The 19,038-nt window shown below is 43.9% G+C and carries 25 protein-coding genes, 1 other RNA gene and 1 pseudogene; 22 read left to right on the top strand and 5 right to left on the bottom strand.

Annotated features, from left to right (window positions below; all coding sequences use genetic code 11):
- Nucleotides 1-687: 687 nt before the first annotated feature.
- The 3 genes from WKT10_RS09755 to WKT10_RS09745 are packed head-to-tail and all read right to left on the bottom strand — an operon-like array spanning nt 688 to nt 2,794.
- Complete coding sequence (locus WKT10_RS09755; protein WP_340276927.1) at nt 688-1,236, bottom strand: Uma2 family endonuclease; 549 nt, start codon at nt 1,234-1,236, stop codon at nt 688-690.
- Nucleotides 1,237-1,289: 53 nt separating this feature from the next.
- Entirely contained in the window at nt 1,290-2,240 is a 951-nt protein-coding gene (locus WKT10_RS09750; protein WP_340276924.1) for a restriction endonuclease, read from the bottom strand.
- Nucleotides 2,237-2,794 carry a helix-turn-helix domain-containing protein gene (locus tag WKT10_RS09745; protein ID WP_340276922.1) on the bottom strand — a complete coding sequence of 186 codons (558 nt, stop codon included), beginning with the start codon at nt 2,792-2,794 and terminating at the stop codon, nt 2,237-2,239. Before WKT10_RS09745 ends, WKT10_RS09750 begins: the two co-directional genes overlap by 4 nt.
- Before the next feature lie 148 nt (nt 2,795-2,942).
- Here WKT10_RS09745 and WKT10_RS09740 point away from each other — a divergent pair, with 148 nt between their 5' ends.
- The 18 genes and pseudogenes from WKT10_RS09740 (at nt 2,943) to WKT10_RS09655 (ending at nt 12,852) form a co-directional block, all read left to right on the top strand.
- Nucleotides 2,943-3,134 (top strand): helix-turn-helix domain-containing protein, encoded by a 192-nt coding sequence (locus WKT10_RS09740; protein ID WP_340276920.1) that lies wholly within the window; start codon nt 2,943-2,945, stop codon nt 3,132-3,134.
- A gap of 338 nt (nt 3,135-3,472) precedes the next feature.
- The gene (locus tag WKT10_RS09735) at nt 3,473-3,679 is read left to right on the top strand and encodes a hypothetical protein (RefSeq protein ID WP_317439178.1); all 207 of its coding nucleotides are present in this window, start codon (nt 3,473-3,475) and stop codon (nt 3,677-3,679) included.
- Nucleotides 3,679-3,828 carry a hypothetical protein gene (locus WKT10_RS09730; protein WP_340276917.1) on the top strand — a complete coding sequence of 50 codons (150 nt, stop codon included), beginning with the start codon at nt 3,679-3,681 and terminating at the stop codon, nt 3,826-3,828. Before WKT10_RS09735 ends, WKT10_RS09730 begins: the two co-directional genes overlap by 1 nt.
- Nucleotides 3,825-4,556 (top strand): helix-turn-helix domain-containing protein, encoded by a 732-nt coding sequence (locus WKT10_RS09725; RefSeq protein ID WP_340276914.1) that lies wholly within the window; start codon nt 3,825-3,827, stop codon nt 4,554-4,556. Before WKT10_RS09730 ends, WKT10_RS09725 begins: the two co-directional genes overlap by 4 nt.
- On the top strand, nt 4,516-5,286 hold the full coding sequence (locus WKT10_RS09720) for an ATP-binding protein (RefSeq protein WP_340276912.1): 771 nt from the start codon (nt 4,516-4,518) through the stop codon (nt 5,284-5,286). The genes WKT10_RS09725 and WKT10_RS09720 overlap by 41 nt, the downstream gene beginning before the upstream one ends.
- A gap of 37 nt (nt 5,287-5,323) precedes the next feature.
- Entirely contained in the window at nt 5,324-5,545 is a 222-nt protein-coding gene (locus WKT10_RS09715; RefSeq protein ID WP_143331341.1) for a hypothetical protein, read from the top strand.
- A 138-nt stretch (nt 5,546-5,683) separates the two neighbouring features.
- A pseudogene (locus WKT10_RS09710) lies at nt 5,684-5,764 on the top strand (hypothetical protein); the annotation flags it as partial.
- 111 nt (nt 5,765-5,875) lie between these two features.
- On the top strand, nt 5,876-6,082 hold the full coding sequence (locus tag WKT10_RS09705) for a hypothetical protein (RefSeq protein WP_066546805.1): 207 nt from the start codon (nt 5,876-5,878) through the stop codon (nt 6,080-6,082).
- A gap of 56 nt (nt 6,083-6,138) precedes the next feature.
- Nucleotides 6,139-6,681: a hypothetical protein gene (locus WKT10_RS09700; protein WP_340276910.1), complete on the top strand. Its 543-nt coding sequence runs from the start codon at nt 6,139-6,141 to the stop codon at nt 6,679-6,681.
- A 168-nt stretch (nt 6,682-6,849) separates the two neighbouring features.
- On the top strand, nt 6,850-7,026 hold the full coding sequence (locus WKT10_RS09695; protein ID WP_167544871.1) for a hypothetical protein: 177 nt from the start codon (nt 6,850-6,852) through the stop codon (nt 7,024-7,026).
- Nucleotides 7,027-7,395, top strand: coding sequence for a hypothetical protein (locus tag WKT10_RS09690; RefSeq protein WP_066546811.1), 369 nt, complete (start codon nt 7,027-7,029; stop codon nt 7,393-7,395).
- Nucleotides 7,396-7,423: 28 nt separating this feature from the next.
- Nucleotides 7,424-7,636 carry a hypothetical protein gene (locus WKT10_RS09685; protein ID WP_066546813.1) on the top strand — a complete coding sequence of 71 codons (213 nt, stop codon included), beginning with the start codon at nt 7,424-7,426 and terminating at the stop codon, nt 7,634-7,636.
- Nucleotides 7,633-8,334 carry a hypothetical protein gene (locus WKT10_RS09680; protein ID WP_340276906.1) on the top strand — a complete coding sequence of 234 codons (702 nt, stop codon included), beginning with the start codon at nt 7,633-7,635 and terminating at the stop codon, nt 8,332-8,334. The genes WKT10_RS09685 and WKT10_RS09680 overlap by 4 nt, the downstream gene beginning before the upstream one ends.
- A gap of 44 nt (nt 8,335-8,378) precedes the next feature.
- Nucleotides 8,379-8,528, top strand: coding sequence for a hypothetical protein (locus WKT10_RS09675; RefSeq protein ID WP_340276904.1), 150 nt, complete (start codon nt 8,379-8,381; stop codon nt 8,526-8,528).
- A gap of 261 nt (nt 8,529-8,789) precedes the next feature.
- On the top strand, nt 8,790-9,287 hold the full coding sequence (locus WKT10_RS09670; RefSeq protein WP_340276902.1) for a hypothetical protein: 498 nt from the start codon (nt 8,790-8,792) through the stop codon (nt 9,285-9,287).
- An 8-nt stretch (nt 9,288-9,295) separates the two neighbouring features.
- Entirely contained in the window at nt 9,296-9,430 is a 135-nt protein-coding gene (locus WKT10_RS09665) for a hypothetical protein (protein WP_278283957.1), read from the top strand.
- Nucleotides 9,431-9,518: 88 nt separating this feature from the next.
- A complete protein-coding gene (locus tag WKT10_RS09660) occupies nt 9,519-12,524 on the top strand; it encodes a phage tail protein (protein ID WP_340276899.1) in 3,006 nt (1,001 codons plus the stop codon).
- A gap of 4 nt (nt 12,525-12,528) precedes the next feature.
- Nucleotides 12,529-12,852 (top strand): hypothetical protein, encoded by a 324-nt coding sequence (locus tag WKT10_RS09655; RefSeq protein WP_066546860.1) that lies wholly within the window; start codon nt 12,529-12,531, stop codon nt 12,850-12,852.
- Nucleotides 12,853-12,996: 144 nt separating this feature from the next.
- Here the strand turns inward: WKT10_RS09655 and WKT10_RS16035 are convergent, their stop codons facing one another.
- Both WKT10_RS16035 and ssrA read right to left on the bottom strand, forming a co-directional pair.
- A complete protein-coding gene (locus tag WKT10_RS16035; RefSeq protein WP_445293008.1) occupies nt 12,997-13,089 on the bottom strand; it encodes a putative holin-like toxin in 93 nt (30 codons plus the stop codon).
- A 527-nt stretch (nt 13,090-13,616) separates the two neighbouring features.
- Nucleotides 13,617-13,956: a transfer-messenger RNA gene (ssrA, locus tag WKT10_RS09650) on the bottom strand.
- A gap of 268 nt (nt 13,957-14,224) precedes the next feature.
- Here ssrA and WKT10_RS09645 point away from each other — a divergent pair.
- The 4 genes from WKT10_RS09645 to WKT10_RS09630 all read left to right on the top strand — a co-directional run bounded on the left by WKT10_RS09645 (nt 14,225) and on the right by WKT10_RS09630 (nt 18,946).
- Nucleotides 14,225-14,896, top strand: coding sequence for an ABC transporter ATP-binding protein (locus WKT10_RS09645; protein WP_340276894.1), 672 nt, complete (start codon nt 14,225-14,227; stop codon nt 14,894-14,896).
- 81 nt (nt 14,897-14,977) lie between these two features.
- The gene (locus WKT10_RS09640; RefSeq protein WP_066546871.1) at nt 14,978-16,615 is read left to right on the top strand and encodes a hypothetical protein; all 1,638 of its coding nucleotides are present in this window, start codon (nt 14,978-14,980) and stop codon (nt 16,613-16,615) included.
- Between the two features lie 13 nt (nt 16,616-16,628).
- Nucleotides 16,629-17,816 carry an ABC transporter permease gene (locus WKT10_RS09635; protein WP_340276892.1) on the top strand — a complete coding sequence of 396 codons (1,188 nt, stop codon included), beginning with the start codon at nt 16,629-16,631 and terminating at the stop codon, nt 17,814-17,816.
- Nucleotides 17,813-18,946, top strand: a complete 1,134-nt coding sequence (locus WKT10_RS09630) for a hypothetical protein (RefSeq protein WP_337433423.1) — start codon at nt 17,813-17,815, stop codon at nt 18,944-18,946. The genes WKT10_RS09635 and WKT10_RS09630 overlap by 4 nt, the downstream gene beginning before the upstream one ends.
- Nucleotides 18,947-19,038: the final 92 nt, after the last annotated feature.

Raw genomic sequence — 19,038 nt, 5'->3', positions numbered from 1 at the left:
TTTAATTCCTCATATGTACTCATTGGCACCACCTTCGACAGGCTCGGAACGGGTGCAGCACGTCCCCCGGCTCCCCGGTTAAGTATATTATATTGTCAAGGTGTCGGGTGTCCAGATCTTGGACACCCCCAGATGTTGCCATTAGTCACACCTGAAAGTCTAAGGTCTGGAATACCGACTTTAAAGTATACGGTATTTTACCGTATACCCTTTGGGCGGTTGGTTAAACCAACTTCCGGGATCTGTAATACCTGTCCCTTGTTTTGGGGTACAGGTATAGAGCTCTGTCCATTTCTGGATTCGACTGGGTGAACGATTCGCTCAGCCTGCTACTGGTGGTGAGGTTTCGCACTTGGACGCAAAATTGCGCTCGGCTGAAAATTCAGCTGCCACTTTTAGGCCTCTGCCCCTCAGAATCAACCCGCTCAAAATTGAGTTGGTTCGTTTTCTAAAGGGTGTCCCACAAATGTCCTACCCTTGGAGGAGAACAGGGCTATAACGTTTCGTTCTGGCAGCCTCAGGCACCAAAACGGTAGGGGCATATGGCAACCTCAGCAAAAAAGGTGTCGCGTTTCACGACAGCTCAATAACGTTTTGTTATTCAGTGGCGCCGCATTTGCGAAAGGGTGTAGATCTTCTCGACGGGGTAACGTTTTGTTACTCCATGGTGTTGCGACGTCGCAACAATCACAGCAGCTGACTGATATTGATAGACAGATCGGAGAAGATCCCGACCTTTATACTGCTTTCAAACGGGAAGATAATGGGGGCAAACTCTGCCGGATCCTGCTCATTGAGGTATACAGTAGTATATTTTTTTAAGGGATCTATAATCCAGTATTCACGGACCCCGGCATCCAGATAAAGGGAAACTTTATGGGCGTAATCCATGCGGCGGCTGCTGGGAGATACTACCTCAACAATAAAGTCAGGAGCACCGGAACATCCCCGGTCAGTCAGCTTATCAGGATTACAGATAACAGAAATATCCGGTTCCACCCAATTTTTATCATCAGCATCCAGATTTACAGCAAAGGGGGCGGGATATACTTTGCAGTTTCCTTCTTTTGAATCAATATAATCCGCCAGTTTACGAGCTAACTGGAATGTGATTTCCTGATGGATTCGGCTGGGTGGGGCCATGTTGTAAAGTTGTCCATCAATCAGCTCAGCCCGTGAACCTTCTGGCAGGGCCCAATAGTCTTTTGAGGTGTACTGTTCTTTTGGTAATGGCATGAAGTACCGTCCTTTCTTTGTTGGGATCGTTTCTATTTGCGCAGAGGAGGTTTTTATTTAATTGAATTGATTAAATTATTGAGATGTTCTCTGTCCCATAATATAACATTATTTTTCGAAGCAAGTTCTATTGCTGATTTTGTAAAATGTTGGTTTGTCAGTACGACAGGCACATGACAATCATAAAATCTAGCACCTGAGAAAGCCTCTTGGACAGCTTTATTGCCGATATCAGAAGAGTAGCATTTGCACTGTATTCCATATTTCACCTTTTCTTTATAGGCTATTACGTCAATTCCTTGATCTCCGCTTTTGGGCGTAACTTCAACGTTTTTATATCCATTTTTTCGTAAGAGATTAGCACAAAAACATTCAAAATCGTGACCTTCCATGCAATCATATTGATTATTATATAGTTGAGCTTTATGAGATATTTCGGAGTTGATTGCATAATATATATTTTCATAATCAGAAACAAAATATTGAAATTCTTGAAGAGAAACGAGGATTTTTCTTGGCTTGATTCCATTTTGCCCTTCAATTACTCCACAACTGGTTAACTGATCTATAATTTTTGCAGCACAGTTGAAATTTATTTTGAAAGCTCTTTGAACCATTCCGATAGAGGCTTTGCCTCGAACTATAATAAATTCTCCAGCTTCTTTAAATTTTGGATCTAATTCATTGGGAGATATTTGGGCTTTAAGTTCGTATTTTGTTTTTTTGAAGCAGTTCTCTTTAAATATAAGTGTAGGGGCATGCTCTTTTATAAAGAATACTGTTCTCCCGATAGGTTCATTAGCGGATATGGTAAAAGCAAAGTTTTGTATTTTATCAGATTTTAAAACAAAGTTCATGTATCCTGAACGAATGGCATTGGCATAACAATAATCAATACGTTTCATTTCTGTATATTTAATAGATATCCTATTTCCCATAAAAGTAATGATATTTATTCCGCTTTTCCCAACAAAGAGCTCCTGAGACTTGCCTTTGATACTCATTTTTTCTTCCTTCTCGTATATTTTTTTGCCATTTCTTCTGCCATTTTTGTCAAAATTTCTTTGGAACTTTCATCTAATTCCATATAGACCTCCATAAATTTTTTCATAAAGACAACATCCTCTTTTTTCGTTAAAAACCCAGTGAAATCAGAGGTTGTGGCTATTGTATGTGTAGGTTCTTTGTTGACTTTTGAGGCGTTAAGATATTTGCTTGGTGTGTCTTGTTTTTGCACGAGTGATTTAGGTGATGGTTCTGATACATAGTCATTTATTGTTTGAATGGATTTTGAAGGTTTATTTTTAATTTCTGAGGAATGGCGTTTCTGTATAGGCATACTCTTGCAATCTGTGGTGTCTTCAAGTGTAAGTAAATCTCCAACTTCAGTGTCAAGTGCTTTGCAAATTTTAAATAGAATATCGTCGCTAGGAAAGCGAGTATCCCTTTTAGTGATCGAATAAAGAGTGTTTACCGATATGCCTGTTTTTTCAGATAATTCTTTTATTGTCATATTTTTTTCTTTTAATACTTTTTTTAATTTATTACCAAATCCCACAATTAACTCCTTTACTATAGTAGATATTTATATTGTAAAACGAATTAGTGCAAAATGCAAGATAAATAAAATAATGTATTGACAAATAGTGCTATATGCACTAATATATTTAGTGCATATAGCACTAAAATAAAAAGAGGTGAATAACATGAGGATTAATGCAACCAAGATTCACCTGTTTATGGCGAAACAGGTAATCAATCAGGCATCTCTTGCCGCAAAGGCCGGGATCAGCCGTCAAACGCTTTCTGCCGTAATGAATGGCAGAAACTGCCGCCCGGAGCTGCTGGGGAAAATCAGCAGGGCTCTGGGAGTAGAACCAGAAGAAATTATTGAATAACGCTCCGGGCTGGGGCGCATGGATGAGGGGAAGAAACATCCCTTCATTGTACCGGCGCAACTCTGCGCTGGTTCCCGATCGGGTAAGGGCTGGCCGTTCTGGCTGGGCTGATAGATGAATATTTTTAGATTTTTTACGGTATATGACAGTTGACGGGTGAAGTTGATACCCACACTGTATTTAAAATACCACTCTGGCGAACGGAAAGGCAGTTTCCTGCTGTTTTGCGCTGAGAGATGATAAAGTTTCACATAAATGTGCTTGATGGCCTTAAAATGCCGATACGGAAGTCTGAGCGTATAAGAGGGTAAAACGAAAATAGAAAAGGAAGTGATTACATGAAAATGCCAGCGTGGGCGATAGAGTTCAAAGTGGATTTGTACGCTTTGAAAGAGTTCAAAGGTTGGACGGATGAAGAACTGGGGAAGCGTTTGGGGGTTACGGCCCGGACGGTCGGCAATATGCGCCGGAATCCCAGTAGCGTAAACGGTGCTTTAATTCTTAAAGTACAGTCAATGCTCAAAGAAGCAAAGGAAAAATACTAATGGCAAGCCGTGAGGAACTGCTGCAGAGCATCAGGCCGGATATGAGGCTTGATAAATGTTTTTTTCTGCGGATTTATGGCTATGAGCTTACAGGGCCGGGGTTTTCAGAGGTAGCGCCCAGATCAGAAAGGAGATCATACAATGAATGAAGAAAGAGAGAGGGGGATGGGGTTTGACTTATCAGGATGTTTATTTGATGGACAACCTCACCATTGAAGCAAAGGCTATTTATGGTATGTTGTGTAGTTATGCCGGAACAGGCGGAACAGCTTACCCAAGTGTAGAATTTATGTGCAGTTCACTACAAATCAGCGAAAGACGTTTTTATACTCACATGAATCTTTTGATAGGTGCGGGAATTGTAGAAAAGCAGATATGTAGAAAAAACGGAAAAAGGTCAAATAACCTTTATGTCTTAACTCCAAATATCCATTTTCAACCCGTAGAAAATGAAAGTGTAGAAAATGAAAGTGTAGAAAACCTAAGTGTAGAAAATGTGGGTAGTAATAATAACATTATAAATAATAACAATACAAATAATAATATAAATACTATTTGCTCAGAGCCGGAAAAATCCGCTCCGAGCGGAACCGGAATCAAGATTCCGTTAGCAGATGGCACTTATTTTGACGTTCCAGAGGATAAAATACCGCTATGGAAGCAGGCATATCCGGCTGTAAACATAGATCAGGAACTGAAAAAGATAATTGCCTGGTGTGATGCCAATCCCACAAAGAGGAAAACCCGAAGGGGCGTTACAAAGTTTATTAACTCATGGCTGGATCGGAGCCAGAACCAGGGCAGAGGCACAAACGGCCAGCAGATAGGAGTACGCAGTGGAGAAAACAAACAGGGATACATTGATTCATACATATAACTGCCGCCTCTGCAATGATACAGGCTATGTTATCCGGTCGGCAATCGTACCGGAGTACGATCCCAAAACGCCGGTAGAGATCTGTGATCCGTGCCCGGTATGCAAAGGGCATTGTCAGGATGATGCAACGGGAATCCCGGCTGTATTCTTTGAGGCAGATATGAGGCATTTTGATTTCGGGCGGTATAAAGCCATTAACCCGAACTTTGAAACAGTGGCCTCCAGCTTCTGGAAACAGTTTGAACGCTGGGAACAGAGAAATAAGGGGTTGTACCTTTGGAGCCAAACGAGGGGGAGCGGGAAAACGCTTCTGGCCTGCTGCCTTTCATCCTCTGTACAGGTGAAATACAGGCGGCGTATAAAGTTCATTTCTTCCCCGGAGTACCTTTCCAGAGTTTCCGAAGCGTACAAAAGGGAGCCATGGCAGCAGGATGGCTTATACGCCTATATGAACTGCGACCTTTTGGTTCTGGATGATTTTGGGAGCGAAAAAAGGGGAGAGTGGCAGGATCAGGAACTATTCCGGCTGATTGATTACCGCATGAATCACGGGAAACTGCTGATTGTGACCTCTAATCTGCCGATTTCGGAATTGAAATGCGATACAAGGATTTCAGACCGGCTGAACCGGCTCTGCATCCCTCTGCATTTCCCGGAGGAAAGCATAAGGGCCAAAACGGCAGAGGAAGAAAACCGGAACTTTATACAGAGCATATTGCAGAATGGATAAAGCCCCCATTGATGCAGGAGGGGGGAAGGAGGATATTATGGACAGAATTTCACGGATCAGAAACGAGAAGAGAAGAAGCAAAGAAAAGGCAGGATTATTTATTAACACGCTGTTGGCCTCTGCCGGGGCTGGAACAGTGGCTTTTATGGTAACGGCAATGGTATTTCAGGCTGATGGCCTTGTGGCGTTCCTGATGGCTTACGTTGCCGCTTGTATGGCTGCGGTTATCAATCCACTATGGTTATTAGGCAGAGGATAAAACAAGGCTTTATAAATGGACGATATAGCTTTGAAATTGAGGTTGATGGAGAAAATTATTTCGTTGGCAAGGATGCTGCAGAAGCGTTAGGCAAATGCAAGAAATGCAGTCCCGAACCATGTCAGCGATGAGGATAAGCTGACTCGGTGTTTTGCCGACTCAGGTCAGAACAGACAAATGTATATCATTAACGAATCCGGCCTTTATTCTTTAATCTTTGGAAGCAAACTGGAATCAGCTAAACGCTTTAAACGCTGGGTAACATCTGAGGTCCTTCCGGCAATCCGCAAAAACAACCTACAACGCATAAAATTTAGGAAGGAGGTGATTATGGTGAAGGAATACGGATTTACGAATTACATTGATATAGGCAACACGGGGAATGACGTTCCTATGGATTCTCTTACCCCTGAGGAGCGTAAGAAAGTTGCATATGCCCTGCAGGAGCAGGTTATGAGAGTTTCAGGGATGAGAAGAGTAACAAAAACCAACAGCGAGCAGTCAGAAAGGACAAGCAATACAGGCAGAAACAATTAAGTATGAGGCCCCATTGGAGATGCCTTATTAACTGGATCAGAGAAAGGATGAAAAAAATGTATATAAAAAGAATAGCACCGGAAGAACTTCCATCAGAGTATGTATTTTATTTAGAATATCGCTATCATGTGGAATTAAGCGAATTTATCGTGATGGTAGATGACAGGAAAGAAATTCTGTTCGTCAATAAAGAGGTTCCGCAGAGGGATATTGACGGCTTTGTAAAGATAATTACGTTTCCTGAATATTGGGTGTGTGATGATGAATCCCCAACAGGAAAAATCCTTGATTATGTGTACAAAAAATATGGACATTATGTATACATGGCATTAACAGAGGCCCATGCGTGGCGTATGGAGCAGAAAGAGAAGAGGCGGGCAGCGGAAACCGCCGGAAAGATTATCCCATTGATTGAAAAGGAAATAAATAACGAAAATCCGATAGTGAAATATGACGAATTTCTTGCCCATGAAATATGGAAACAGGGATATGACCTCAACAGACCCACTCTAAACAGGCTAACAAATTATGGTAATATGTATGAATTTTATTTTGGATATCTCCTGGGATCAGGAGCGCTGAAAGATATTATTAAATAGCGGCTGATAGACGTAGCACGGATATTATGGGGCCGGATTCTGGCTGTATAAGTGAAAATACTTAAAACAGTGTGAATCTGGCCCTGTTTTCTCTGAAAATGTGGGGATGGATGATTACTGAAAAGGTAGTAAAATAGTAGTAGTGGCAGAAGTTGAAGGAGGAAAATCATGTGCAATGAAAAAATTCGTCAGGAAATGAAGCGGTCAGGTATTTATTGCTGGCAGCTTGCAGATGCGCTCAATGTGGCTGAAAGTACATTTTACCGAATGATGCGGCATGAACTCCCGGAAAAACGCAGAGAGGAAATATTGAGGGCAATCGGAGAGATAAGGCAGGTTGATTGAGTGGCAAGAAAACGGGTTTTTACAGAGAGTATGATAGCGGCCTTTCTGGAACATGATAAGATCTCAGATATTATGCGGGCAACAGGCTTAAGCCGGAATACTGTGACGCGGTACCGGGATGATCCACAATTTCAGGATATTTTAAATCAGCGCAGGGTTCAGGTTATCCGAAGAAGCGTCCAGAAGATGCAGCAGTCATTGACGGACTGCGTGAACGTATTGAATCGCATTATCGCTGATGACAGCATTTCTCCCCAAATAAGAGTGAATGCAATTCAGATTATGATGTCACAGTGTAAGTCCTGGACAGAAACGGCAGATCTGGCAGAACGGGTAGAAGCATTAGAAAGGCAGAGCCAAGAGGAATAATTGACGGACTTAGGGGGTGCTATGCAGAATGAATTTAAGGCAGAAAATAGAAAAACTGGAAGAAAAACAGGAGAGGAAACGTCGGAAGTATATTGTTTTTCCGCGGTTTTATAAGGGTCAATATTATGTTGACGGAGAACCCATTGCAGACTTAAAGGATTATATGCATGGGTGTGGGGCAGAGGTAGCCATTATTAACAATTTACCAAGATTCAATGAAAAAGGAGAGCTTATTTTATGAGCAGGATGCTGGCGGGGGTTACGGTTGACGATGAACTGTACCAAACATTCACGGCAAGGAGATATGATGTTACACAGGAATTTAAAAACCTGCCGCTTGAAACGGTAATTATTTATGCAAATTCTAGAGATCTGGAAGAATATCCGGAGATTCAAAACCGATGTAAGGAGATTACAGAACAGGTAAAAGCAGAAATCAGGGAATATTATTCTTCAAGGGACGGCAGAAAGGAGTACAAAATGATGATACACAAGGATTTTTCTGAATATATGCGGGATGTACAGAAGATAGAGGCAGATATGAGGCCCAGGGCTGAGAAAATCCGCAGCACAGTGGAGAATGCCCGGTCTAAATGGGAAAAGGTATGTAATGATAGGGACGCAAGCGAGGTTTCCAAGGCATCCTGGAAAGCAGAGTACCTACAGGAGGAAGAGAATTTTAAGAAGGGTATTGCAGATTTGGAATCCGAAGCGGGTAAGGCATTTGACAATGTGAGGGAGCAGTTACAGGAGCATCTGAATGATTTTTATGATCCTAACGGAAGCCGGATTGATGATATGACAATGAAGCTGTTGAATATTGGATTCCCGTTTAAAAAAGAGGAATTTGACCGTTTGGCTGCCAGATATACAGATAATCCTACTATGCTCCGTATACTGATACAGTATGCTAAAAAAATGGGCTGCGCTCCGATCTGATTTCGACCCTTGAATATTATATTAACCATGGCAGAAAGACAGAGATGGAATATTTTGATAATCTGCGGGAGTTTGCCACAAAAGTCATTCGCGATAAGGGTATGTCCCCGACTTATGAGCAGGCGTTTAATGAGGCGGCGGAGAAGGTTGTAACAAGTGTTCAGGCGCTTCCAATACGCCCGAATGTAGATTAGGGGGGCGACAGTGATAATAATAGGAATTTTGCTGTTTGTAATTGTGTGTGAATTGGCGGCAATTTATGAGAAGATTGGAGAAATGAAAAATGAGCAGAGAGATATCAATAATTAAGGACTGTGTATGTGGGTGCGCAAAGTTATCAGAGAATGCTTTAGAGATGGAAAAGCATCAGGTAGAAATTATGCGTTTGGGATTGGCTTCTATGTGTGAAAGCATGGCTTGTGGGGAACAGGAAAACGAGGGGGAGGGATGCGGAAATGGCTGATATTCGTTTTGATGATGGGTTTGAAGAATTTACAATCAATGGCGATCTGCAGCGGGTTATTCGCATTAATCCCAAGGATGTGAACATCTTGACACGTTTTGAAAAAAGCATGAAGGAATTGAAGGAAGAGAGCTCCAGTATATCGGATATTGAGGTCAGAGCGGACGGGAGTCTTGCGGAAATGCAGCATTCAAAACTTTCAGAGAATGCAAGGAGGCTGCAGGAGTTTAATGAATCCATCAATGAGAAGCTGAATTATATTTTTAATGCGGATGTAACAAGTGCAGCATTTGGAAGGCAGTCCCCGTTATCTTTAACCGGCAGGGATAACCGCTTTTTATTTGAGGTGTTTTTAGAATCGGCGCTTGAGGCTGTAAAGGAACGTCTGGAGAAAGCTGCAAAAAGTATGGAGGATAGAGCAGCAAAATATAGCGGAGCTTATAAAAAAGCAGAGATGAATGGGAAAAAATATCCGTTTCCGGTGGAGTAAATGAGAGTATGGATAATGAACGTATGCTTAAGGCGATTCGGGAAATATTAGAACGCGGGAATACCGCAGAAGTCAAACAGAGAAAGGACGGAATAATCGTTCTTGAAGTAAACAGAAAAATTACATATCAGGACAATGGGTAAAAAGGTACCTATTAAGAGCTGAGGGGAGCTGTTAGCCTGCTGGATGCAGGTTGGCGGCTCTTTTTTTATTAGATAGGAAAATGACAGAATGAGTAAGGCTGATGGAAGTATTATTATCAACACCAGTATTGAGACTGATGGTGTGGAAGCTGGGGTAAACGAGCTTAAAACCTCAATAACAAGAAAAATCGGTGATGTACAGGATTCTATATCCAGGCTGGGAGGAGCTGCAAAGAAGGTAGGTTCTGCGATAGCGGCGGTATTTGCAGTAAAACAGATCGTGCAGTTTGGGAAAGAATGCCTGGAGCTTGGATCGGACTTGCAGGAGGTACAGAATGTTGTAGATGTAACATTTCCGGAAATGAGTGCACAGGTCGAGGAATTCGCCAGAGGTGCAGCGGATTCATTTGGTTTGTCTGAGACAATGGCAAAGCAATATGTTGGTACATTTGGAAGTATGGCAAAGTCATTCGGCTACTCAGAAAAGGCGGCCTATGATATGGCAACAGCCCTGACGGGACTGACTGGGGATGTGGCATCTTTTTATAATTTATCTCAGGAAGAGGCTTATACCAAATTAAAAAGCGTATTTACCGGGGAAACGGAAACCTTGAAGGAGCTGGGGGTTGTTATGACCCAGAGCGCCCTTGATGCGTATGCCTTGGCGAATGGATACGGTAAGACCACAGCAAAGATGTCTGAGATGGAGAAAGTGGCCCTGCGGTATAAGTTTGTGCAGGATCAGCTTTCCGCCGCCTCAGGCGATTTTATCCGGACTTCTGACGGATGGGTGAATCAGGTAAGGGTTTTTCAGCTGAGATTACAATCTTTAAAAGCCACAATAGGGCAGGGTTTTATCAATCTGTTTACTCCGGTTATAAAGGCCGTAAATGTAGTTCTTGAACGGCTGTCGGCGGCAACAGCCGCATTTAAGAATTTTACAGAGACAGTAATGGGCGGTAAGTCTGCAAGCAGCGGAATGGCCCAAATGTCTGGTGAAATGGCGGAAGTACAGACCGGGTATGAGGGGGCTGCCGCTGGTGCAGAGGAATTTGCAGACGGAGTAGAGGACGCAGGCAAACAGGCAAAAAAATCATTGGCGCCATTCGACAATCTGATTCAGATTCAGCGCGATGCAAAGGAAAGTTCAGGAAATACGGAAAACAATGCAATAATGCCGCCGGCACTATCTACAGATGAAGAGCCGGAAGAATCCCCGTTTTTAAATAAGGTTGTGGAAACGCTGGATGCCATTAAACAGAGGTTAGTTGAAATAGGGGATATCTTTCACGCCGGATTCTGGCAGGGATTGGGAGACTGCACGCCTGTTCTGGATTCCATAAAGGGAAACATAGCAGGAATCGGACAGAGCTTAAAGGATATTTTTACAGATCAGGGAGTTATATCTGCATTTGATACGATGCTGAACACTATTTCATACAATTTGGGCAGAACCGCAGGAGCATTCTCCAGTATCGGGCTTACAATAGCGGACAATCTAACCGGGGGAATGGCTTTATATCTTGAAAGCGCCAAAGACAGGATCAAGGGATATCTGATCAGTATGTTTGATATTACAGCAGAAATCAGCACAATAGGGGCTGATTTTGCCGTAGCTGCAGCAGATATTTTTTCAGTGTTCAGAAGTGATACGGCAAAGCAGATTACTGCTGACATTATATCGATTTTTGCAGATGTATTTATGGGGATCACGGAATTATCTGCAAAGCTGTTCAGAGATGTGCTGGATACAATCCTCACCCCGTTTGTAGAGAACAAAGATAAGATAAAAGAAGCGCTGGCAAATACATTGGAGCCGATAAAAACGGTTCTTGATTCTGTTTCGAGTGGCATGACGGAAGCTTTTGAGAACTTAAATAAAATGTATGATGAGCATATTGCCCCGCTGTTTGAATCTATCAAAAATGGGCTGTCTGAAATTTTGGGGAATTTGCTGGATGGATATAATCAGTATATTGCCCCGACACTTCAAAAACTTGCGGATAAGTTTGCGGAGGTATACGAAGGAACAATACTGCCTCTTTTCAATAAGATTATTGGGCTGATAGGTAAGATTGCCGATTTGATTAAGGAAATATGGGATGGAAGCTTAAAGCCTCTGCTTAGTCAGATATCGTCTAATATACTGCCTGTGATTGCTCCGATTCTGGAAACAATAGGAACAGCGTTGCTTAATCTGATTGATACGGCAGCATCCGTTTTGGATGGGATAATAACGGCATTTTCCGGAATTATTGATTTTTTGACAGGTGTATTTTCCGGGGATTGGGAAAAGGCATGGGAAGGTATTAAGGAGATATTAGAAGGTGTCATTGATGCAATAATGAGCCTTGTGGAAGGATTGATAACATTTTTAGGGGATTTTATCAGCGATGGGCTGGAAGTTATTGGCGCAGTAATAGAAAGGACGTTAAACGTTCTTATAGGACGGATTGAATTTGCATGGGCGAAAACGGTCGATATTGTTAAGGGGCTATGGAATACTTTAAAGGGAGATGCGGAAACCATATTTGAAGGAATCGGACAGGCAATAGAAACAGTGTGGGATTCCGTGAAAAATAAGACAGCTGAAATATGGGATAGCATTGTGACAGTAATTAAGAATACCATAGAAAAGATCGTTTCTGGTGTGGAAAACATGGTGAATTCGGTTATATCCGGAATAAACAAAATTATAGAGGCGGTCAATAATGTAATGGATAAGGTGGGAATTTCAATTCCCGTTATTCCTGAGATGAATCTGCTGGGGAAATATGGCTACCCTGCATCCGCTTACGCATCCATCCCATACAAAATGCCTATGCTTGCCACCGGAACGGTAGTGCCTCCCAGAGCAGGCATGTTTGCAGCTATCCTCGGTGACAATAACCGCGAGACAGAAGTGGTTTCCCCGCTGTCCACCATGAAGCAGGCTCTCAAAGAAGCTTTGTCAGAAAGCAACATTTCGGGCGGAAATCAGGTTATAAAAGCTGATCTGGTGCTTGACAGTACAAAATTCGGGCAGTTAGTAGTTAAGTTCGGAAATAGCGAAAAGAACCGTGTAGGCGTTCGCATGGTAACAGAGGGAGTATAATCATATGAGAATCAGAAAAATGAAATTTTGTGATTACGGGATTGATGAAGAGGAAAAAAATGTGCTTATGGAGCTGGCAAAACGGGAAGAGAATGCAGTCTTTATAAGAAATGCTGTAATGGAAAGCAATCCGGGATTGTCAGAAATGCTGTTTATTTCATTGACAACAGGGATTGGGTATGATGCCATGGGACACAGCAGATATATTCCTATAAAAAGAGATGATTTTTACGCATATCGGCGCAGGGCACTGTATATTTTCAAACTATTACTGAAAGATCAGGGGAATAGAATGGGAACGAACTGCTTTGCTGCGATATCGCAATAGGGCAGAAAAATTGGTTTACCCTTGAATGGACCAGAAAGATGTGGTATAGTAAAGATGTAAAAAGGGAAAGCCAGAAGCACACGGCCTACCCGAATAGTTTAGCGACTATATAACATAAGCCGTCACTATTGGCAGTAGTGGCGGCTATTTTCTTCCCTTAAAGATTGTGTAACACAGTCCTATAAGGGATACAATGAAGATACCTATCTGGATCAGATCCGAATATGTAACATACATTGGCAAGCCCTCCTTTCTTTCGTCTGGAGGGTTAGCCCCTCCGAAAAATGGGAGGGTAGGCCGCCTTTATGTGCTCTGACTTTCCGTGTGGACAGTATAGCACACAAAATAGGCTAACACAATAAAAATATCATGTAAGGCCACGGAAGGATGGGAAAGGGCCTTTCTGTGAGCCAGAGAGGCATTACAGAAGTATGAGAATCTTCCTCCAATCAAACCAGAGGACACGGAAACAACTTCATAAAATTTCATTTTGCAAAAGAGGCCAGAGAGGCTCATGCTTCCCCGGCCTTTATATTACTATCCGCTGTCTTTTGGCTGTCCGTGTGATATTTTGCCCTCTGCAATGGCCCTGAAACCCTTGCAGAATCAGGCTTTTCCGGCTCTTTTTTCGTGTGATATTTCGTGTGATACTTGCCCGGAAAACAGGGGTTTTTTATTACTTTCTGGCTTCCTGTCCTTACCCCCTCAAACCACGAAAAAACCGCATAAACACTGACTTTCCCAGCATTTACGCGGTTTTTAAAAAGTGGAGCTGAGGGGAATCGAACCCCTGTCCGAAAACCAATTCCCTGTTCTTCTACTATCATAGTCTCTTATTTAACATTCCCTCCGCCGCCCGGGAAAAGACACTCTGACGGTTTTAGTAGCTTCATAATACGCCCATATACTCAAAGCTTTGTATACGTCGTTTCCCACATAGTCGATGCCAGGGTCTTAAAGTGTGGGTGCCTTAAGTCTGACAGCTGCCATTAGGCAGCGTATGCTAATTCGTCGTTAGCGTTTATTTTTAATTTTGCCATTTAACCCATCGCATAGGGATAGCTTCACCAGCTGCATGATCCCCGTCGAAACCAGTACAACCCCTGAATATTCAGATTGGATTCTGGTGTGCCAACGAAGCAATTCGCTGTTTATTATCTTAGCAGGTCAAAACCGGACTGTCAAGGTCGTAAACGTAATTTAAGCGTAAATGCAGGTGCAGACACAAGGGGTGAAAAACATTAAGAAATTTGTAAATATAAATATTTTGCTTGTAATGGGGGAATATGGTACACTTATTTCAAGATACTGGCAGATTAAATGTTAAAAATGCACAAAAATTACATCGTGCGATGGCGAAGGGGGGAAGAAGATGCTGCGGGCGTCCGGAATCTGTAAATCATATGGAAAACGCAGGATTATTGAGCAGGCAGAGTTTTTTGCCGGAAGGGGAAGCTGCGTAGGGATCGTGGGAGCAAATGGCTGCGGAAAAACGACCCTTTTATCTATTCTGGCCGGAACCAGGAAAGCCGATAGGGGAAGTGTAAAGATTGACGGGGAAGAGGCTCTTGGCCATCCATCGGTATTTGCCCGGAATGTGGCGTATGTTCCGCAGGAAAATCCTCTTATGGAAGAGCTTACGGTAAGAGATAATCTCCTCCTGTGGCACAGGGGAAATAAAAAGCAGATGAATGAGGATCTTAAAACGGGTTCCGCGGCTCTTTTGGGAATCCCTGCTATGCTGGGGATGAGAGCGGGAAAGCTGTCCGGAGGAATGAAAAAACGCCTCAGTATTGCCTGTGCTCTGTCGGGAAATGCGCCTGTCCTTATTATGGATGAGCCTGGAGCAGCGTTGGATCTGGAGTGTAAGGAGTCCATCCGGCAATATTTGAAAGGTTATGTAAATGAAGGTAAAACGGTGATCCTTACTTCCCATGAAATGGAAGAGCTATCGCTTTGTGACCGTCTGTATGTAATGAAGGACAGATGTCTGAAAGAGATTGAAGCAGGATTAAGCTCCAGGGAACTGATCCACTATTTTTAATGGCAGCAAACAGATAAAAGGATTGGCGAAGAACAAAAAGGCGCACGTTGGCGTGTGCTGTTAATAATGGAGGAAACGTGTATGGAAATGACAAAAAAGATGAAAATGGCAGCAGTCGGAGCGGCAGCAGTGGCAGTGGTTGGCGGAGGAGTATTTGCTTATACCCGGCTGGCCGGCGGCGATCCAAAGGAAACGGTGATCCAGGCCTTTGAAAATGTTTATACAGAGGGACAGACCGACCCTATGGAGGAGCTGTTTGGCCTGTCGGAGTTTGCGAAGGCAGGGGTTTCTGCCAGCCAGAATTCGGGGCTGATGTTAAAGCTGGACAGCTGCTCTGAGCCTGCGGTAAATACCTATGCAGGGAGCGGACTGCGGATCGATGCGAAAAACGATGTGGAAAACAATAAAGTCAGTGCCAATATGGGAATCATTTACAATGGAATGGATCTGGTAAATCTGGATCTTTATTATGGGGATGATACAGTTATGGCTGCTGTGCCGGAACTGAGTCCAAAAGTTTTTACTCTGGATTTTGGAGAAGGACTGGAAGAACGGCTGAAAAATTCTCCTATGCTCGGATCGGCTCTTGAGCAGAGTGGAGTAGATGCGTCGGTGATGGCAGAGTATATGGAGCTGTTGGCAGAGCAGGCCAGACAGACGCAGGAGGGGCAGGCGGCTTCCTTTGATCTGAAGGCTCTTATGAAACGCTACCGGGAAGGCTGCAAGGCGGAAGATGACTTTAAGGCAGCACTCACTGTGGAAAAGGGAGAGAAGGCTTCTTTTACCATAGACGGAAAGGAGCAGGCCTGCAGAGGATATGAGGTTACAGTCAGCAAGGAAGCGATGATCAACTTTCTGAGAACCTCCTCTGATTTCTTTCTTCAAGATGAGGTTTTAAAGAAGGATTTCTTAAAGCGTCTGGAACTGAGCGTGAAATTAAGCCAGCTGGCAGGTGCGCAGATGGAAGGACAGGATTTCCCTACCGCTCAGGAGATGCAGGAGCAGACCTATGAGGAGGCCAGAACGGAAATTGACGGGATGATCGCATTTTTAGACAGCTCGTTAAATGATGTGAGCATGACGGTTTACGTGGATAAAGAAGGATGTCTGGCATCTGTAAAGGGAACGACTTCCTTTAACAGTACCGGGTCGGAGGCTGAACCGGTTCAGCTGCAGTTTGGCTGTGAATTAAAGGGAGGCGCTTATCCGACTCAGAATATGAGCGCTCAGGCAGTGCTGGAAAATGGGGCTGCATCTGTACAGATTGAGGCAGTGAAAGAGGGCGCTTATGATGGGAAAGAACTCACATCCGGTTTCGAGCTTTCCATAGAAAATCAGGGAGAGATAGCTGAAAAATGGGATATCACCCTTGACAGCTCCTATAACAGCGAGGGAGGCGGTTTTGATGTCCAGGCAGCAGCGGCCCAGGATGGAATGGAACTTTTAGGTTTTTCAGCTCAGGGTGTTGTGGATGAACTGGAAAAGGGAAAGAATATTCATTTGACTCTTGATTCTTTGGATGTTTCTGCAATGGGAGACACGGGAAATGCTGTTTTAAGCGGCGAATATTATATAAGACCGCTGACGGAGGAGGTTGTTCCTTTAGAGGGTGACACCATGGATGTATTGGCAGCAGGAGAGGAAGAGTGGAACAGCGTGCTTATGGAGGTGCTGTTCAGCTTTATAAGTCTCAGCGGCCAGATGGATACAGGAAATTAAAGGACAGGATAATATGCGTGGATATCTGTGCTATGCAGGAATGGAATTAAAGCGGGCATTAAAACGGCTTCCTCATATTCTGGCAGGAGCGGCGGTGCTTGTGGTACTCATGGGTGCAGCCGCCCTTTTGGCAGGCAAACTGCTCTACGGCGGACAGGCTGTGGAACGGATTCCGGTGGGAGTCGTTCTGCCTGAGGAAGATGCGCTGGCAGGGCAGGCCATGCGGATGGTCAGCTCTCTGGAAAGTGTAAAAAGCCTCTGCGATTTTACCTATATTGAGGAAGAAGCGACCGGTGAAAAGCTGAAAAAGGGCGAGCTGTTTGCAGTTCTTAAAATGCCGGATGGGTTTATACAGGATATTATGAGTGGTGTAAACACCCCGGTAACCGTCATTCTGCCGGAAAATGCAGGAGCAGAAAGCCGCATTTTTAAGGAGCTGACGGATGCGGGAGCAGAAATACTGGGTTCTGCGCAGGCCGGAATCTACAGTGGTGATGAACTTTTATCCGAGTACGGTTTTACAGATAAAATGGCGGTATTTGAGCGGGATATGAATCAGATTTATTTAACTTATAGTCTTCCAAGAATGGATTATTTCAGAAAAGTAATGGTAAATGCGGCAAAGGATGTATCTGTTCCAGTATTTTATGGAATAAGTGCGTTTGTTCTGGTGCTGCTTTTGTCCGTGATTTCGGTATCTGACCTTTTAAAGAGAGAGCCTGCTGTTATGAGGCAGAAGCTGTCTCTGATGGGGATCGGACCTTTTACGACGGCGGGAAGCCGCATTTTGGGAGTATCGGTGCTTTTGAGCGTGATTTCCGTTCTGGCTGCTGCGGCAGCTGCTTGGACAGGAATGATTTCCATTGGATTAAATACGATTCTTACAGGATTTCTTGTTTGTCTGGGGGCGGCATCCTTTAGTGTGTGTCTTTTTCAGACCGCAGGAAGTAGGATCGGCGGCATTTTTCTGCAGTTTTTTCTGGTGACGGCATTTCATTTTCTTTCGGGAGGCTTTCTGCCGGAAGTGTTTTTGCCGGAAAGCATACAAAGAGCTGCTCCATTTCTTCCTACCCATATCCTGATGGAAGGTGTGAAGATGGCAGTGACAGGAAATGAGAGCCTGGTTACAGCAGTGGAACTTGCAGCTCTTGGGGTGGGCGGCTGGCTGATTGCAGCTGCAGCGGAGGTGAAAGAAGCATGAAAAGAGCAGTTATCTGGTTTCTTCTTTCCTGCAAACGCTGCCTGAGAAAGGGGATTTTTCCTCTTCTTTTGCTTCTTATGCCGTTGGCGGCCTTTGTGGCCGGAAGGCTTTCAGATAAAGAAGAGGGGGAGATTCCAGTTGCTGTCAGCGTTTCAGGAGAGGAGGATGTATCTGAACGATCGCTGGCCTGGAGACTTGCAGAACGCCTGGCAGACAGGAAGGATGGGATGTTTGATTTTTATATCTGTTCGGATGAAGCCCAGGTACGGGATGAGGTGGCGTCCAGAAGAGCTGAGTGCGGATATGTGATTGATTCAGGGCTGGAAGAGAAGCTGGATCAAAAGCAGTGGAAACGGGTAATTCGTTTGTATATGGCTCCTTCTACGGTAGCCGGCTCTATTTCTACAGAAACGGTATTTTCAGAGCTGGCAGCTCTTTATAACAGAAATCTGCTTATGGATTATGTGGAAGAAGGGGAGGCTTTTGCAGGGATGGGGCCTGTTAACAGCAGCTCCAGAGCGAAAGCAGCAGAAGAAGCGGGAGAAAGGTATGACCGTTGGAATCAGGAAGAGGGCCTGTTTCATTTCCAATATATATATGAAACGAACGGAGGGGGAGGATCAGAGGACGGGGTGGAGACACAGAGTCCAAAATCTGATGCAGCAGGCAGTATTTTTCCGGTTCGCGGTCTGGGGGCCGTCATGGTTTTTATTCTGTCTCTTTACGGCGGCGTGATGGCAGGAGAAGACGAGAGAAGGGGATTGTTTATGCCTTTGGGGATCGGACTGCGTCTGCCCTGTCGTCTGGCAGCTGCAGCAGCGCCCGGAGCCTTGGCCTGTTTATCTGTTTTTTGTGCGCTTTTTCTGGGCGGCATGGCAGAGGGAGGAAGCTTTGGGGCTGTGGGAAGAGAGCTGGGGCTTTTGCTTTTATATGGATGCGGCTGTACGGTATTTGCCTTTGGGCTAAAGCTGATTGTGCGTTCACCGGAGCTTCTCTGCTGTATGATTCCGTTTTTTATCATAGGAAGTCTTTTATTTTGTCCGGTGTTTGTAGATCCAGGGAGATGGATTCCGGGGATGGAGCAGCTTGGAAGACTCTTTTTGCCGTACTATTATCTCAGGTGTTTTTAGGGAGAAAATACCCTTTGAAATTATTTTTGAAAAAAATTGAAAAAATTGAAAAAAAGGTATTGCCAAATCGAAAAGTCTGTGCTATATTATAA

This window comes from Enterocloster sp. HCN-30185 (assembly GCF_037890305.1).
Classification (GTDB): Bacteria; Bacillota; Clostridia; order Lachnospirales; family Lachnospiraceae; genus Enterocloster.
Note: the sequence above shows the minus strand (reverse complement) of the source record. Positions and strands in the feature narration are given on the sequence as shown.